This is a genomic window from Bacillus tequilensis (assembly GCF_012225885.1).
Taxonomy (GTDB): domain Bacteria; phylum Bacillota; class Bacilli; order Bacillales; family Bacillaceae; genus Bacillus; species Bacillus tequilensis.
In genome coordinates, this window is the sequence record NZ_CP048852.1 from 1,205,839 (window position 1) to 1,222,197 (window position 16,359).

The window sequence follows — 16,359 nt, forward strand, 5'->3', positions numbered from 1 at the left end:
ATAGCAGTATTTTTTGATAGCGGAGGGAAAATATGGCGAAAAAAATGGCGAAAACCAATGCGGTTCGTTTGGTAGAACAGCAGAACATCTCCTATGAGTTATTAGGTTACGAAACAGAAGGCGGCCAACCGGCAGACGGCATCACTGTTTCTGAAAAAATCGGATATCCTGTCGAGTATGTATATAAAACTTTGGTGGCAACGGCAGGAGCAAACCATTATTACGTCTTTGTTGTACCTGTTGCTGAGGAATTAGATGTGAAAAAGGCAGCCAAAGTAGTAGGTGAAAAGAAAATAGAAATGATTGCGATGAAGGAACTTCTGGGAATAACCGGATATGTGCGCGGCGGGTGCTCACCAATTGGCATGAAAAAATCGTTCCCAACCTATATTGATGCAGCCGCTGAAACACTAGATTTTATCATTGTCAGCGCAGGGAAAATCGGCATGCAGCTAAAGGCAGCGCCACAAGATTTAGCGAAAGCATGCAATGCCGAATTTGCAGAAATCGTATAGAGGACCGGCAATGAGGATGTAAATATTGCGTAACCGAAGAAGCTTAGTCAATAAGACTAAGCTTCTTCGGCATCTCGTTCAAATATGATTTCAAAATAAGCGGCTGCTCCATACCCGTCGATACTGGGAGCAAAAATCTGAACGAATTTCCAGCCTCTATTCGCATAGTCATGGATGATTTGCTGGTAGTCTTCTTTAGGCCGTCTTCTCATAGTACTAAGTTCAATTCTTACAAATTCATACTCTTTCATCGTTTCATCCCTCCAATTAAGATATACGTAATAGTGAGGAGGATGTTCCAAAAACTTGGTAAAATATGAACCGTAACAGTTTATTTAATTCCCCGCCAAACAAATCATTGCCATATGACGCTTGCATGGCTGCCGCATAACTTCCTAGGAGTTAGGGAAGCCATTGAATTTATGGGTTGTGTTTTCATCACAGTCCAAATGAATCTTTTGCTTATTGAATTTGACTGAGTAAATAAGTAAAAAAAGTGCGGCCAAAACATATAGAAACGAGAGGATCATTAGCATACTCATAACAGGATCGTGTTTTGCAGAGTAAATGAAAAAATCAAGCTGTGAAATTTGTTTGGGACTTGTGATGGTATCGATTCATTAAGGAGTTTTGAAATTTTAGCAGTATAGTTCCAATCAAATCGATCTGAAATAAGCTCGCTCCCTTGATACCAATTGACAGCGGCTAAAAACAGAAAAACCATGAAAGAAAATCCAAGCTGTATCATTAAAAGCATGCCTTTCACTTTTGCAGACCTCCAAATCTATAAACATAGGAAAAATAAATATATACTACCATGATATGGTTATGCGGGGCGATTTCTCTTTGTGTTCTTACATACAAGACAAAAGCCTGTTTTTCTGTTTGATTTTGGCTTATAATACCTGATGATGGAAAAGGTGTTCGGTTTTATAGATTGGAGATTCTGTTGTATTTCTTAGCAATTTTACTATTGTACTTTAGTTTACACCCGATAGCTGGCTGGGGGACGTGCTGTCTTTTCGTTTATCGGTTTATTTTTTCTTGTATTAGCTTTAAGAAAAAAGCGCATTTTCCCGATTCACTTATTAAGGATATATTTTTTTATGCCATTATTCCGCCGCTTAGTTTATCGCAAAAGATATGCTTTTACACTCAAGCGGTTTTCATCTGTTCGCCTGAGCTTTGCAAATGGCTTGTTAAACAAAAACTAGGATTTCAGTCAATCAAAACGCCCAACGCTGAGGACACGGTATGTACCTAGCTGCATTTTATTTCATCTGTTATTTTGTATTTCAGTAATCATTTTCAAGAAAGCGATGGTATTTCATGAACAAAGAAACGCTAAAAAACATACTTATGATTTTTTCCATATGCGCCAGCCTTCGAGAAACCGATGGTATGCGCATTGCTGATAGCTGGATTTTGAGTGAGATTGTCCGATTTTTGATCTGCATGGCTGTGGTTTTTGCCGTGACATTTCTATTAGATGCTGTTTTTCCCAACAAAAAAGAGTCACATTAAAGGGACTGACCCCCGTTTTTGAGACAGGGATCAAAACACCTTTTAAACAGCCAATTGCCGATAGTTTATCGGTGATTGGTTGTTTAGTTTAGTTTGGATACGAATATTGTTATAATAATGAATGTATTCTATGACAGTGCGTTCTACGATGGCGGTCGTAGTTCGATCAATGCTGTTAAGATAGAACGTTTCAGACTTTAGTGAGGAATGAAACGATTCGATGGAGGCATTATCAGCGGGCGTCCCTTTGCGGGACATGCTCATGGTAATGCCTTTTGTTTTAACAGCTTTTTGATACTCGTAAGATGTATACACAGAACCTTGGTCACTATGTAACACGCAGTTCTCAGGCAACATTGGCAGCTGATCAAGTGTGTCTAAGACAAAGGCTGTATCCTGCTTATCCCCAATCGTAAAAGCAATCACTTCTCCATTGTATAAATCCAATATACTGGAAAGGTACAATTGTTTCTGTCCATAAGGCAAATACGTAATGTCCGTTACTAGTTTTTCAAGAGGGCGATCAGACTGAAAGTTCCGATCCAATATATTATCGACCACGGCATATGGCTGCCCATCCTTCTTGCGCTTTTTCACCTTAACCCGGCACTGCCATTGATTTTTCTGCATAATACGTTGAACCGTTTTATGGTTAATATGCATACTCTTTTTTAGTATAGCTGTGATTTTTCGATATCCATATCGATACTTGTGCTCTCGGCACAACGTGCCGATTTGTTTTTCCAAATGGCGCTTGGGATGATCCTTCATCGGATTCTTCTTCCAGCGATAATAAGACGCTCGAGAGATACCTAAATGAATACAGATATCCTGTATGGTCATTGTGCTGTTCAATATTTCTACAAGTTCGACTGACGTTTCGCTATCAACTTCCTTTCCAATTCGTTGTACTTTTTTAAAACTTCATTCTGTTGTCTCAGGTAACGAATCTCTGCCTGCATTTTCTCTAATTCGGAAGAATACTCCGGACCTTTTCCGTAAGTGTATTGCTTTCCAACAGGCTGTTCGAATCGATGTGTATCCCCAGCCTTATGCCATCTAACCCATGTCTGAACCTGTGTCTTATTCTTAATATTCAACTCCTGCATGATCTCTTTCATAGGTACGCCTGCCAATCTCATTTCTACAGCCTTCTGTTTCACTTCAACCGGATAACTCACTCTTGTCCCCATAGAAAAAACACCTCCAAGTCTAATTTCGGATAACAATCATCCGTATTCAAACTTGAAGGTGTTTTTTATTTGTCTCATCTTATGGGGTCAGTCCCAAATGTGTGACTCTTTTTTCATCATTTGATCAAAAACATCACAAATGAATCAATCATCATGATCAAAAACAGCAAGCAAAAATAAATGAGCGAGTAGACAAACATATCCTTTGCCCATCTCACGTCATCGTCGGTTTTAAATCCTTGGATGCTTTTTTTGATCCATATGCCTCCGAGAACCAAGGCAGCTAAGAAATAAAATGGGCTGATACGGCCGGTGCCGAGAGAAAAAGGCAATAATAACGTGACCGGCACGAGAACTGCAATATATCGCATCATTTTTACTTTCGTTACTTGATTCCCTTTTACAACAGGCAGAAGCGGAATACCCGCTGTCCGATACTCCTCTTTGCGTCTGATCCCAATCGCCCAAAAATGCGGGGGCTGCCATAGAAACATAATCGCATACAACAGCACCGCAGCCGTACTGATTTCTCCGGTTACGGCACAGTACCCCATTAACGGCGGCGCGGCTCCCGGAAAGCTTCCGACAAATGTGCTCCACACAGAGGTTCGTTTCACCCATACTGTATAAATAATCGCATAAAAAATAAAAGCGGCCAGTCCGAGAAGGGCAGTTAATAAATTGAGGGAATACAGCATTGCGAGACCTGCGATCCCTAAAACGGAGCCATAGGTTAAAATCATGGCTGGCGGCATTTTTCCAGTGACTGAGGCTCTGCTGCGGGTGCGTGCCATTTTTGCGTCCATATGCCGATCAAAAAAGTTGTTATAAACAGTGCCGGAAGCCATGACAAAGGCGGTTCCAAGCATTGCTGTCACCATTGTCATCAAAAAAAACATTCCGGTTAATGGTTTTTCTGCGCTTGTAAACGCGATCCAAAATCCGCCAAAGGCTGCGATCGAGTTTGATATGATAATGCCGGGTTTTGCAAGTTTGATAAAATCATAAACTGTTACCCGGTTCGAAGCTTTTATGTATTTCGTTTCAGATATAGCGGCAGAATCTCTCGTATTCTCCAAAAATAGACGCCTCCCCCAAAACTGCATGCTTTTGTTATCGTAACAAGAGGGTTAGGGAATCGCAATTATTTCCTATATTTGTCATGATATTGTCATTTTTGAATTAAAAAATGGGGAGCTGGACTGCCCCCATTTTGGCAAACGGCACTTAGTACCCGTATCCTCCGCCGTATCCTCCGCCATATCCTCCGCCGTAACCATACCAAGGGTAGTAAGGCGGGCGTGGACGCGGATAAAACGGATAATACGGTCTTGGGTAATAATAAGGCGGATAAAAAGGCGGTCTCGGGCGCGGATAATAATAAGGCTGTCGTTCATCATAAGGTGTAATTTGTTCAAATTCATTTAAAAGATAATCCAAGAGGAAAACCTCCCTAGTTTTTTGTCTCCATTTACCATATTCTTGATGTGTGAGTTGGGTGTATGTACAATCGTGAAATCGATTGTTTTGAGGGTGAAATCCATGAAAAGGATTGACAAGAACTTCTAAATCTCATAGTATTACAAATGTGAAATGTATGTTACTTTAATATTACAAAAATATTTCAAATAGATGCAGTTCTATCTGATGAAGAATAAATCGAAATGGTTACGAAAGAAGGAGTTTTGGTTGTTGGCAAAAAGAATTAAATGGTTTTATGTATTGATAGCAGTTGGATGTGTGGCGGGCCTTATCGGCTTTTTTCATAATTCATTGGAAAAAGAAACGGTCATGAATAAAGTGAAAACTGATTCTCAGTATGGAAATGTCGAGATCGCAACGCTTGTGAATGACGGGAAAACGTTCAATTATGCGGTGAACTATCCCGTTTTCAAAAATAAAAAAATGGATTCGGCATTAAAGAGTTTCGCAGAGAAAGAGGTTCGCCAATTTCAGAAGGAAACAAAAGATGTTGATCAGGAGCATACGACAAAGCGAAACGAGTTAAATATTGATTATAAAATTGTCCATTATGCCAAGCAGACGGTAGCGATTGTGTTTCATGAATATAAATATATCGGCGGCGCACATGGACAAAATGTGACAAAAACGTTTAACTATGATTTTAGTAAGCAAGCTTTCCTTTCAATTGATGATATATTCAAAGAGGACGCCGACTATTTACATAAGCTTTCGCTAATTGCTTATCATGAGCTGAAAAAAGAAAAAGCCTTTGCTGCGGACGATGCGCTGTTAAAGGAAGGAACGGCACCGAAAAAAGATAATTTCAGCCGCTTTGCCATCAAGGAAGATTATATCGAATTTTATTTTGATACATATCAGGTCGCAGCAGGCAATCTAGGAGAGCAATCGATTGCCATTAAGAAAAGCCTTTTGAAAGATATCATGAAAGAACAATATATTGATAAAGAAAAAAACAAAAATAAAATCAAAGAACAAAAGCCGAAGCATGAAGTAATTTCATTACCTAAAGAGGAAACAATTGATCCAAACCAAAAAGTCATTGCGCTTACTTTTGACGATGGCCCGAATCCTGCGACAACAAACCAGATTCTAGACTCCTTGAAAAAATATAAGGGGCATGCCACTTTTTTTGTTTTGGGGAGCAGGGTGCAATATTATCCTGAAACGCTTAAAAGAATACTGAAAGAGGGGAATGAGGTAGGCAACCATTCATGGAGCCACCCGCTTCTCACAAGACTTTCAGTGAAAGCAGCGTTAAAGCAGATCAATGACACGCAAGACATCGTTGAAAAAATAAGCGGATACCGTCCGGCGCTTGTAAGACCTCCATACGGCGGCATTAATGATGAGCTGCGGAGTCAATTGAAAATGGACGTCGCGTTATGGGATGTTGATCCGGAAGATTGGAAAGACCGGAACAAGAAAACAATCGTTGACCGTGTCATGAGCCAGGCGGGAGATGGAAGAACCGTCTTGATTCACGACATTTACCGAACTTCTGCTGATGCGGCTGATGAAATTATCAAAAAGCTCACAGATCAAGGCTATCAATTGGTGACGGTCTCTCAGCTTGAAGAGGTTAAAAAACAAAGAGAAGCGAATTAATACGAAAAGGCTGCCGCGGATATTGCCCGTTTGGACAGCCTTTTTTCTATTTAATAAGAGCCTGTGGTGGCCCAAACATTCAGATTGGGTCCTGAATACTTGCCGAAAGCATAGGAAGTCCTTGGATCTAAATCATATACCATTGGTGTATAACAAGACTTTTGGCCGGTCACCGCTTTCCCGTTGCCCCCTGCAGAATCACAGTTATATCTCCTTCCGTCCGTGTTTCGGGTGATTTCGGCATTCGCTTCAAAGCCTGTCGTCAATGTATGGTTCATCGTGATTTTTGCCCAAGCCGTTTTACATGTACTGCTGAATTTAAGCTCGACCACTCCGATGACTTGATTGTTGGCATTTACTAAGTTTGAGGACTTTTTTGTAGAGCCGCTGGACGCACAATCATTGTAATAAGGGCTTTTTCCATCATAGGCATGGGTTTCCGCATTGGCGGGCGCTCCGTTGGCGGCAAAAATAAATAGTACTGCGAATAACACCAATGAAGCCTTTGTTAAAAGTTTTTTCATGTCCTTTATGACCTCCTTCATATGGCAAACAATACATCATACGAAGGAACAATCGAAACATGCATGCTTTTTTGTGAACAATAAAGGCGGCCGGGAGTATGGAGCTCTTGGCCGCCTTTGGCGTGAGATTAAGCTTTTATATCAATGGTTTGTCCGAGTGTCGGATGCTGAATCATCTTCAAGGTTTGATCGGCATTTTGCTGGGCGGTGTCCAGCATTTTTTTCGTTAAAGCGATATCAACATTTTGGGCAAGGGATGCTTGATGCATCGCAACTGATAAAGCAGGAATATCCATCGTTCCACCTCCTATGCCTTACCTATCGGCGGCTCTGGCTGAATTTACAGTGAAAATCGGCTTAATTTCTCTGTTGACCCTTACGCTGCGGCATACCGTATGTTTGTGGCAAGGAGGGAATCAGGATGAATCTTGTAATGGAAAAGACCTTTGAGCAATATGAAAAGCTGTTTTCGATGGAAGAACAGAAAAGAGAGGATGAATTTCGGTATACGATGATGAAACCGTTTGAAAACATGTGGAACGCCATCCAAGTTCCGCTGAAAGCGAAGGAATCAAACGGCTATGATGTGATGATGGCTGTGAAAATGCTTGGCTATTTGGATGTCCGTGATGCTGAAACCGGGCTGAAAGCACTGCAAAAACTACAAAAATCACATGCTGCAGAGACAGCTGCATCTGCGCTTCGTCAATGCATGCGTTTTGCTGAGCGCGGACAGCTGCGGATAAATGCTGACGAGATCAGATTCGGCCTTTACATCGCTGATCCCAAAAGGCTTCAGCTGCAGAAAGGCTACTGCGGGTTTGGCGGGATACCGGGATTTATTCATGTATGGATTGATCCGAACAGTTATAACCTGCCAAGGATTCCATCTATTATTGCTCATGAGTTTCATCATAATTTGCGGTTTTCGTATGCTGACTTTCATCATGGCTCAGTGAGTGTCGGGGATTATCTTGTGATTGAAGGGTTGGCTGAGTCATTTGCCAAAGAGCTGTTCGGCGAGGAGCAGTTGGGTCCTTGGGTCACACGTTTTGATCAAGAAGACTTGCAGTATTCCATTGAAGTCATCCATGAGGTGCTGGATGTAAAAGGCTTCTCGGAAGTAAGCCGTTACATGTTTGGTGATCCAATTGCTAAAGAACAAGGTTTTGAGCCTGCAGGATTATCGGCTTTTGCCGGTTATGCAGTAGGATATCATGCCGTTCAGTCATTTATGGATAAACATCAAGTCACGATAAACGAGGCCACACTCTTGGATACGGAGACCGTTCTTTCTCAGTGCGGGCTGTTTTCTAAATGAAAAAAAGCGTCACATATTGAGACGCTTTTTGATTTCCAAAATGAGCAGCTCTATAACGGTACACGCCGCTATTCCAATTGTATACGCTTCGATATCGCTCCATAAAAATCCGTACCCCAGTACAAGTCCGCCAAGAGAAGTGTCTCTGATCCGATCGATCCATTCGGCGTGATACAGCTGGCTGATTTCAATGAAAAAACAGAAAGAAAGGCTGATAAGGCCCGTTTTCATTGTTTTCATCTTCTGAAATAGAAACCCGCATCCCGTAAAGATCATGGCAGCCCACAGCGAATCTCCCAGATACGTGTTGAGAGTATCCGGAAGAACATAGGAGAACGCTCTGGATCCCAGCCCCAGCCCAATAATCAGTATGGTGAAAGCTGCATATATCCATCGATTTCGCTTCATTGACAATTCATACCCCGTCTCCAATTCATCTCCCATGTATTGTAAGGAATATACCAGTTGTTTGTCCAATAAAAAAGCGGCTGCACAGCCGCGAAAGGGTTTATTTTGCTTTAAGGTTTACATGGTCGGCGGTTTGGTCCTTGCCGATTACAAAATGAAGTTCATATCCGCCTGTGTCATAAACATAGTCGATTTCATCGGTAAACGGGACGGTTAACACTCGGTTCGCGGGACCGATTTCATTCCACAGCACTTCCGGGGTAACGCCGCCTAAATTCTGCTGCCGTTCGACCCCGGTCCCAAAGTATCGGATTTCTGAAATCGTCATGTCTTTATGATAGGAAAACCCGTAACCAGGCTGGCCCATATTCCAGGGATATAAATCAAATCGATTGTCTCCTTCGGACGGCCGTTCTGGTTCCCCTAGTACAGCGTGGACATCGCTTTTTGTGCTTTTGTTAACAGTTAGGCCTTGCACTTGCTGAGGCATTTCTCCTGTGTAGGCGGTGTTGTAAAGGTTTTTGACAAGCTCAGCGGCTGATTGGCTTTTGTTTTCAGTGAGCGTGTTTGTTTGCGTTACGGCTTTTGCCGGTGTTGAAAAGGACGTCGCTCCCAAGCCGGAAAGAGAGCCTGTCAGTGCAGCAGCAGTTAAAACGGATATAGCTTTTTTCATGCTGATCCCTCCTTTTTTGTCTATCATCTCGTTTCCCCGTGTTTATGCAATAAAACATGCGGGTGTGCTTTGTATGTTTTATTGATCTCTTGTAAGGGAACAGAAATGGGTAATTCGGTATATACACAAGCAAGAAAGGGGAATGGAGATGGCTGGACAGAAAAAAATCACAATAAACGGCGTCGAAATGGAAGCGTCCGAAGAGCAGACGGTGCTGCAGCTTTTAAATAACAGTTCAATTGAAGTGCCGCAAGTATGCTATCATCCAAGCTTAGGGCCGATTGAAACATGCGATACGTGCATTGTCAGCATCAATGGCGAGCTGAAGAGATCGTGCTCCGCTGAGTTAAAGGATGGGGACGTCATTGATACACTTTCATCTGATGTCAAAAAAGCTCAGGTCATCGGGATGGATAAGATTTTATATAATCATGAGCTTTATTGCACAGTTTGCGATTACAACAACGGGGGATGCGAAATACATAATACGGTGAAGGAAATGAAAATCAATCACCAAAGCATCCCGTTTGATCATAAGCCTTACCATAAGGATGAATCCCATCCGTTTTACCGGTATGATCCAGATCAATGTATTTTGTGCGGCCGCTGCGTCGAAGCGTGCCAGGACGTTCAGGTCACAGAAACACTGACCATTGACTGGGATCGGAAACGCCCGCGCGTCATTTGGGACAATGATGTGCCGATCAATGAATCGTCGTGTGTGTCTTGCGGGCACTGTTCAACCGTCTGTCCGTGTAACGCGATGATGGAAAAAGGAATGGAAGGGGAAGCCGGATATTTAACAGGCATCAACAACGAAACGCTGCGCCCGATGATCGAAGTCACGAAAGGCGTAGAGACAGGCTACGGCTCGATTCTCGCCATTTCTGATATGGAATCCGCCATGCGTGATGAACGAATCAAGAAAACGAAAACCGTCTGCACGTATTGCGGCGTCGGCTGCAGCTTTGATGTCTGGACAAAGGGCAGAGACATTCTGAAAGTCGAGCCGCAGGAGGAAGCGCCGGCCAACGGCATTTCTACCTGTGTGAAAGGAAAGTTCGGCTGGGATTTCGTAAACAGCGAGGAGCGCCTGACAAAGCCGCTGATCCGTGAAGGCGACCGTTTCCGTGAAGCGGAGTGGGAGGAAGCGTTATCGCTGATTGCCAGCAAGTTCACAGATTTAAAAGAAGAGTTTGGCCCGGATTCGCTTGCCTTTATTACCTCTTCTAAATGTACAAACGAAGAATCCTACCTCATGCAAAAGCTGGCCAGAGGGATCATCGGCACAAATAATGTGGATAACTGCTCGCGCTATTGCCAGTCTCCTGCGACTGCCGGCCTGTTTCGGACAGTCGGTTACGGCGGTGACTCAGGATCAATTACAGATATCGGGCAAGCGGATCTTGTTTTGATTATCGGTTCAAACACATCAGAATCGCATCCAGTCTTGTCTACTCGCATTAAACGCGCTCATAAGCTGAGAGGGCAGAAAGTGATCGTAGCCGATATCAGAAAACACGAAATGGCAGAGCGCTCCGATTTATTTGTCCAGCCGCGTGCCGGATCGGATATCGTCTGGCTGAACGCCATCTCCAAATATTTAATTGAAAACGGCAAAGCCGATGAGCGCTTTCTGCGTGAAAGAGTGAATGGCCGGGATGAATATGTAAAAAGCCTGGCGCCATATACCCTTGAATATGCTGAGGAGAAAACCGGAATTGATCAACAAACCTTGATCCAAATGGCGGAGATGATTAGCCAAGCTGACAGTGTGTGCGCATTGTGGGCGATGGGCGTGACACAGCATATTGGCGGAAGCGACACGAGCACGGCAATCTCAAATCTGCTGCTTGTGACAGGAAACTACGGGAAACCGGGAGCAGGCTCCTATCCATTGCGCGGCCATAACAACGTGCAGGGAGCAAGTGACTTCGGAAGCATGCCTGACAAACTGCCGGGCTATGAAAATGTAACCGACGAACAAGTCCGCCATAAATACGAGCGGGCGTGGGGTGTGCCGCTGCCGAAGGAGCCGGGCATGACCAACCACGAAATGATCGAAAAAATCCATTCCGGCCAGCTGAAAGCGATGTATGTCAAAGGTGAAGAAATGGGTCTGGTCGATTCAAATATCAATCATGTGCACGCCGCCTATGAAAAGCTTGATTTCTTTGTGGTGCAGGATATTTTCCTTTCACGTACAGCCGAGTTTGCCGATGTTGTTCTTCCTGCGAGCCCGAGCCTTGAAAAAGAAGGAACCTTTACAAACACTGAGCGCCGGATTCAGCGGCTGTACCAGGTGTTTGAACCGATGGGTGAATCAAAGCCGGACTGGCAGATTATTATGGAGGTAGCCAATAAGCTTGGCGCCGGCTGGCACTATGAGCACCCTGGAGACATTATGGAGGAAGCGGCTAAGCTGTCGCCGATTTATGCCGGCGTCACCTATGACCGTCTTGAAGGCTATAACTCCCTGCAATGGCCTGTAAGCGCTGATGGAAAGGATTCACCTTTACTGTTTACCGAGCGCTTTCCATTTGCGGACGGCAAAGCCATTCTCTATCCGGTTGAATGGACAGAGCCTGAGGAATTCGGTGAGGAATATGATATCCACGTCAACAATGGGCGGCTCTTGGAGCATTTCCACGAAGGGAACTTGACCTATAAATCAAAAGGGATATCGAAGAAAACGCCGGAAGTGTTTTTAGAAATTTCTCCTGAGCTCGCGGCAGAAAGAGGGATTCAGGACGGCACTCTTGTCAGGCTCACATCGCCTTTCGGAAATGTGAAAGTGAAGTGCCTGATCACAGATCGTGTCAAAGGGAAGGAAGTATACCTGCCGATGAACGATTCGGGAGAAGCCGCGATCAACCTGTTGACAGGCAGCCATGCCGATAAAGATACCGATACGCCTGCATACAAAGAAACGTCAGCCAAATTGGAAATTTTGAAGCGCGAAGGAACCAATCCGCTGCCTAAGATCAATCACCGCAACGGCAATCCGCAGCCGCAAATCGGTGTGCAGGTACAAAAGAAATGGGCGCGGAAGGATTATATTTTTCCTGGCGACGCAGTAAAAAGGGGGATTGGGCATAATGGCTAAAGCGATTAAACGGATTCAGAAAATCGAAGTAACGGAAGAGGATCAGCGAAAGCGTGACCTGCGGGAGATTGAAGATGCGCTAGTTGATCACAAAGAAGCGATTCTTGAAACCTTGCATATGCTGGGCCATATGAACGAGCGCGGTGTCCTGCCATTGCTCCGCGGCCTTTTTGGCCAAGGGGACAAAGTTCTTGATATCCTGGTGAAAAAGGCAGATACAGAGGAAACAGCCAACACGATGAAAAATCTGCTGCTTCTGTTTGGGACGCTCGGCATGCTGGATGTGAAACAGCTCGAGCCTCTCATTTTGAAAGTGAATGCAGGTGTGGCAAACGCTGTAGAGCAGAAAAACAGCGAAGAAAAGACAGGTTATTTTGATATTATCCGTTCGCTCAAAGACCCGGAAATCAACAAATCCATTACATTGCTCTTTTCGTTTTTAAAAGGAATGGGACAAGACACCAATGAGCTGGAACGGACAACACAGCCTCCGGAGCACCAAAAACACCATCAGGAACCCCGAGAAAAAAGAGGAATGAATAAGCGAGATTGACCACCCGCCCGAGCCGGCTGCTGCCAGCTCGGGTTTTTTGATGAAAAGGTCTAATGAACTAGTAAAAAGTATTCATATTCTAGAAATAAGTAAGTTTGTAACGGATGAAATAGAAATAAATGATGCTTTCTTACCTGTTGAGAAAAGGAAAAATCTGATTATAATAGAAAACGATTACTTTAGATGGGGGAACGATCATGAAAAAAGTCTTATTGCTATTATTTGTCTTGACGATCGGGTTTGCACTTTCTGCGTGCAGCCAATCAAGCGATGCGTCTGAAAAGGAAAAGCCGAAAGAAAAAAAATCACAGGAAGAGCTTGAAAAGGAACTTGATAAGGAACTGAAAAAAGGCGGTGAGCCGAAGATTAAAAAAGATGATCAAATACATAAAATTGGAGAAACGTTTAAAGCAGGACATACGAATTTTACAGTGAATAAAGTTGATAGAGTGCAAAAAGGTGAATATTCCGAATTGGGAGGAGCTGTAGACTCGAAGCCAAAAACAATAAAAGATAATGAGGAACGGCTCATTATAGAAGTTACGATAGAAAACATAGGGAAAGATTCAATGCAATACAATTTTCTCGGGTTAGACTTAAAAGACAAGAACAATAAATCAGTCCGGCCGGTTTTTTCAATAGAAGAGAAGAGCAGGATCCTGATGACAGGAACACTGACATCAGGGAAAAAGGTTACAGGTGTACTCAGTTACGTCATCCCTAAAGGAGAACAGAAACATTACACACTGGTATATAATCCGTTTTTAGCTGATACAAATAGCAGTAATACTGAAGAGAGAGTAAAGGACGATATGGATTATTTGGTGAAGTTAGATTAGAACTTGATTTGCAGCTGCACGTTTTCATTAGTGAAACGTGCATTTTTTATAGTGAAAATTAACGTGAAAGGATGAGTGATAAGAATGCAAACCAAATGGCTGGAACGGGCCCAGCGGATTCAGGCGATCGCGCAGGCGGGGCTTGCTTTTTCCAAGGATGTATATGACAGGGAAAGGTTCGAAGAGCTGATGAGGCTAAGCCAAGAAATGATGGCGGATTACTCGCAGACAGAAATTGAGCTTATCACTGATTTATGGGATGGGGAGAGCGGCTATCCAACACCGAAAGCCGATGTTCGCGGCGCCGTATTTCAGGAGAATCAGATTCTGCTTGTCCGGGAGAAGCATGATGAGCTGTGGTCGCTGCCGGGCGGGTTTTGCGAGATTGGTTTATCACCGGCAGACAATGTGGTCAAGGAAATTAAAGAAGAGTCGGGGTATGATACAAAACCGTCTCGATTGCTGGCTGTGCTGGACAGCCATAAGCACCCTCATCCGCCGCAGCCCTATCATTACTATAAGATCTTCATTGAATGCAGCATAACCGGTGGGCAGGGGGAAACCGGGATTGAGACGAATCATGCCGCTTTTTTTCCCGAAGACAGGCTCCCGCCGCTCTCACCGAAACGTAACACACCTTCACAGCTCAGCATGCTGTTTGACTTTCTCCGCCATCCGGGCAAGAAAACGATATTTGACTAAACAAAGAAAGAGCCTGAAAGGCTCTTTCTTTGTTATAGCGCAATATGTTTTTTACTGGAGAGCTTCAGAAGGGTCAAAATAGAATCGGCTTGTTTATGGCCGAGCTGTTGCTTTAATTTATTTTCTTCAACAAATCGGCTGCCGTAAATCTCGACAGAAGCCTTGTCGACGATAGTATGCCAGTTTTCCTGATTTTTTCCTTCAACAAGCGGTTTTCCATGTCTCTCAGAAAAAGAGAACACAAATAATACAAATGCGAGGGAAAGCAGGGTGCCGACAACTATTTTTTTGAAATCAGTCTGTGCTGTCATGTTGTTCTCTCCTTCACCTTTTACTTTCTATTCAATCACAGAATCAGCCTGCTTAATATAATGGAAAAGTCATTTTTTTAGGTTAGTGCTATTGATTGAGAGTAAGGGTGTTTTTTTTGGGTGTGTGTGCAATTGAATGCATATTGAATATGTATGTTTATGCCTAAGGTCACGTTCTGAGCCAAAACGGCAGCGCTGAATAGAAAAAAATTGAGAGATTATGGTAAGATGAACGAAATTCGAGAGGGAATATATGATGCCTGCATCGGACATCGTGATCGCCTGCCTGCTGTTATCAATCTGTCTATACTTACTTGTCCCTCTCTTTTTTGAAAGCGGGAGGTGAAGAAGAACGTCAATTGCTGAATTCTTTCAAGAGGAGTGACAATACATGAATGTGTTAAACCGCCGGCAAGCTTTGCAGCGTGCACTGCTCAATGGGAAAAACAAACAGGATGCTTATCATCCGTTTCCGTGGTACGAATCGATGAGAAAGGATGCGCCTGTTTTCTTTGATGAAGAAAGCCAAGTGTGGAGTGTTTTTCTTTATGATGATGTCAAAAAAGTCATTGGGGATAAAGAGCTGTTTTCCAGTTATGTGCCGCCGCAGCAGTCCAGCTCTATTGGGAATTCCATCATTAACATGGACCCGCCAAGGCATACGCAAATCCGTTCTGTAGTAAATAAAGCCTTCACACCGCGTGTGATGAAGCAATGGGAACCGAGAATTCAGGAAATCACAGATGAACTGATTGAAAAATTTCGGAGGCGAAGCGAATTTGACCTTGTTCACGATTTTTCATACCCGCTTCCGGTTATTGTGATATCTGAGCTGCTGGGAGTGCCTTCAGAGCATATGGATCAGTTTAAAGCATGGTCTGATCTTCTGGTCAGCACACCGAAGGATAATAGTGAAGAAGCGGAAAACGCCTTTTTGGAAGAACGAAACAAGTGCGAGGAAGAACTGGCGGCGTTTTTTGCCAGCATCATAGAAGAAAAGCGGAGCAAACCGGGACAGGACATCATTTCCATTTTAGTGAAAGCGGAAGAAACGGGCGAAAAGCTGACCGGAGAAGAGCTGATTCCGTTCTGCACGCTGCTGCTGGTGGCCGGGAACGAAACCACTACAAACCTGATTTCAAACGCGATGTACAGCATATTAGAAACGCCGAATATATACGATGACCTTCGCACCCATCCTGAACTGATGCCTCAGGCTGTCGAGGAAGCCCTGCGTTTCAGGGCGCCTGCTCCGGTTTTAAGGCGCATTGCCAAGCAGGATACGGAGATCGGAGGGCATCTCATTAAAGAAGGTGATATGGTTTTAGCGTTTGTGGCATCGGCAAATCGTGATGAAGCAAAGTTTGACAGACCGCACATGTTTGATATCCGCCGCCATCCCAATCCGCATATTGCGTTTGGCCACGGCATCCATTTTTGCCTTGGGGCGCCGCTTGCCCGTCTTGAAGCAACGATCGCGTTAACGGCTTTGATTTCTGCTTTTCCTCATATGGAATGCGTCAGTATCACTCCGATTGAAAACAGCGTGATATACGGATTAAAGAGCTTTCGTGTGAAAATGGATTAGATAAGGAGACTG

18 protein-coding genes and 1 pseudogene are annotated in these 16,359 nt (G+C 43.7%); 9 read left to right on the forward strand and 10 right to left on the reverse strand.

What is annotated here, in order from left to right:
- Nucleotides 1-32: 32 nt before the first annotated feature.
- Entirely contained in the window at nt 33-515 is a 483-nt protein-coding gene (ybaK, locus tag G4P54_RS06390) for a Cys-tRNA(Pro) deacylase (RefSeq protein WP_024716433.1), read from the forward strand.
- Between the two features lie 56 nt (nt 516-571).
- On the opposite strand, the gene G4P54_RS06395 is transcribed toward ybaK, so the two are convergent.
- Entirely contained in the window at nt 572-766 is a 195-nt protein-coding gene (locus G4P54_RS06395; RefSeq protein WP_167872131.1) for a DUF4177 domain-containing protein, read from the reverse strand.
- 144 nt (nt 767-910) lie between these two features.
- Nucleotides 911-1,281, reverse strand: a pseudogene (locus G4P54_RS06400) (YjdJ family protein).
- A 563-nt stretch (nt 1,282-1,844) separates the two neighbouring features.
- Here G4P54_RS06400 and G4P54_RS06405 point away from each other — a divergent pair.
- Nucleotides 1,845-2,039: a hypothetical protein gene (locus tag G4P54_RS06405; protein ID WP_167871451.1), complete on the forward strand. Its 195-nt coding sequence runs from the start codon at nt 1,845-1,847 to the stop codon at nt 2,037-2,039.
- A gap of 42 nt (nt 2,040-2,081) precedes the next feature.
- On the opposite strand, the gene G4P54_RS06410 is transcribed toward G4P54_RS06405, so the two are convergent.
- The 3 genes from G4P54_RS06410 to G4P54_RS06420 all read right to left on the reverse strand — a co-directional run bounded on the left by G4P54_RS06410 (nt 2,082) and on the right by G4P54_RS06420 (nt 4,672).
- Nucleotides 2,082-3,232, reverse strand: a protein-coding gene (locus G4P54_RS06410) for an IS3 family transposase (protein ID WP_167871594.1) whose coding sequence is annotated in 2 segments (ribosomal slippage) — nt 2,082-2,959 and nt 2,959-3,232 — 1,152 coding nt in all. Because the reading frame shifts where the segments join, the coding sequence is not laid out codon by codon here.
- Nucleotides 3,233-3,348: 116 nt separating this feature from the next.
- On the reverse strand, nt 3,349-4,338 hold the full coding sequence (cyoE, locus tag G4P54_RS06415) for a heme o synthase (RefSeq protein ID WP_167872132.1): 990 nt from the start codon (nt 4,336-4,338) through the stop codon (nt 3,349-3,351).
- A gap of 121 nt (nt 4,339-4,459) precedes the next feature.
- Entirely contained in the window at nt 4,460-4,672 is a 213-nt protein-coding gene (locus G4P54_RS06420; protein ID WP_167872133.1) for a spore coat protein, read from the reverse strand.
- Between the two features lie 249 nt (nt 4,673-4,921).
- Between G4P54_RS06420 and G4P54_RS06425 the strand changes: the two genes are divergently transcribed.
- Nucleotides 4,922-6,322, forward strand: a complete 1,401-nt coding sequence (locus G4P54_RS06425; RefSeq protein ID WP_167872134.1) for a polysaccharide deacetylase family protein — start codon at nt 4,922-4,924, stop codon at nt 6,320-6,322.
- Nucleotides 6,323-6,372: 50 nt separating this feature from the next.
- Here the strand turns inward: G4P54_RS06425 and G4P54_RS06430 are convergent, their stop codons facing one another.
- Nucleotides 6,373-6,846 carry a YjfA family protein gene (locus G4P54_RS06430; protein ID WP_167872135.1) on the reverse strand — a complete coding sequence of 158 codons (474 nt, stop codon included), beginning with the start codon at nt 6,844-6,846 and terminating at the stop codon, nt 6,373-6,375.
- 128 nt (nt 6,847-6,974) lie between these two features.
- Entirely contained in the window at nt 6,975-7,142 is a 168-nt protein-coding gene (locus G4P54_RS06435) for a YjfB family protein (protein WP_032682202.1), read from the reverse strand.
- Between the two features lie 125 nt (nt 7,143-7,267).
- Between G4P54_RS06435 and G4P54_RS06440 the strand changes: the two genes are divergently transcribed.
- Complete coding sequence (locus G4P54_RS06440; RefSeq protein WP_167872136.1) at nt 7,268-8,167, forward strand: DUF2268 domain-containing putative Zn-dependent protease; 900 nt, start codon at nt 7,268-7,270, stop codon at nt 8,165-8,167.
- 9 nt (nt 8,168-8,176) lie between these two features.
- Here the strand turns inward: G4P54_RS06440 and G4P54_RS06445 are convergent, their stop codons facing one another.
- Entirely contained in the window at nt 8,177-8,575 is a 399-nt protein-coding gene (locus G4P54_RS06445; protein WP_024716425.1) for a ribosomal maturation YjgA family protein, read from the reverse strand.
- Between the two features lie 100 nt (nt 8,576-8,675).
- Complete coding sequence (locus G4P54_RS06450) at nt 8,676-9,248, reverse strand: YjgB family protein (RefSeq protein ID WP_167872137.1); 573 nt, start codon at nt 9,246-9,248, stop codon at nt 8,676-8,678.
- A gap of 148 nt (nt 9,249-9,396) precedes the next feature.
- Here G4P54_RS06450 and fdhF point away from each other — a divergent pair, with 148 nt between their 5' ends.
- The 4 genes from fdhF (at nt 9,397) to G4P54_RS06470 (ending at nt 14,448) form a co-directional block, all read left to right on the forward strand.
- Complete coding sequence (fdhF, locus tag G4P54_RS06455; RefSeq protein WP_167872138.1) at nt 9,397-12,354, forward strand: formate dehydrogenase subunit alpha; 2,958 nt, start codon at nt 9,397-9,399, stop codon at nt 12,352-12,354.
- Entirely contained in the window at nt 12,347-12,907 is a 561-nt protein-coding gene (locus tag G4P54_RS06460) for a helical membrane plugin domain-containing protein (protein WP_024716422.1), read from the forward strand. The genes fdhF and G4P54_RS06460 overlap by 8 nt, the downstream gene beginning before the upstream one ends.
- Nucleotides 12,908-13,104: 197 nt before the next feature.
- A complete protein-coding gene (locus G4P54_RS06465; protein ID WP_024716421.1) occupies nt 13,105-13,746 on the forward strand; it encodes a DUF4352 domain-containing protein in 642 nt (213 codons plus the stop codon).
- Nucleotides 13,747-13,821: 75 nt separating this feature from the next.
- Nucleotides 13,822-14,448 (forward strand): NUDIX hydrolase, encoded by a 627-nt coding sequence (locus G4P54_RS06470; protein WP_167872139.1) that lies wholly within the window; start codon nt 13,822-13,824, stop codon nt 14,446-14,448.
- 32 nt (nt 14,449-14,480) lie between these two features.
- Here G4P54_RS06470 and G4P54_RS06475 read toward each other — a convergent pair whose 3' ends face one another.
- Nucleotides 14,481-14,759, reverse strand: a complete 279-nt coding sequence (locus G4P54_RS06475; RefSeq protein WP_024716420.1) for a hypothetical protein — start codon at nt 14,757-14,759, stop codon at nt 14,481-14,483.
- Between the two features lie 391 nt (nt 14,760-15,150).
- On the opposite strand from G4P54_RS06475, the gene yjiB reads away from it, so the two are divergent.
- Entirely contained in the window at nt 15,151-16,347 is a 1,197-nt protein-coding gene (yjiB, locus tag G4P54_RS06480; RefSeq protein WP_167872140.1) for a monooxygenase YjiB, read from the forward strand.
- Nucleotides 16,348-16,359 lie beyond the last annotated feature (12 nt).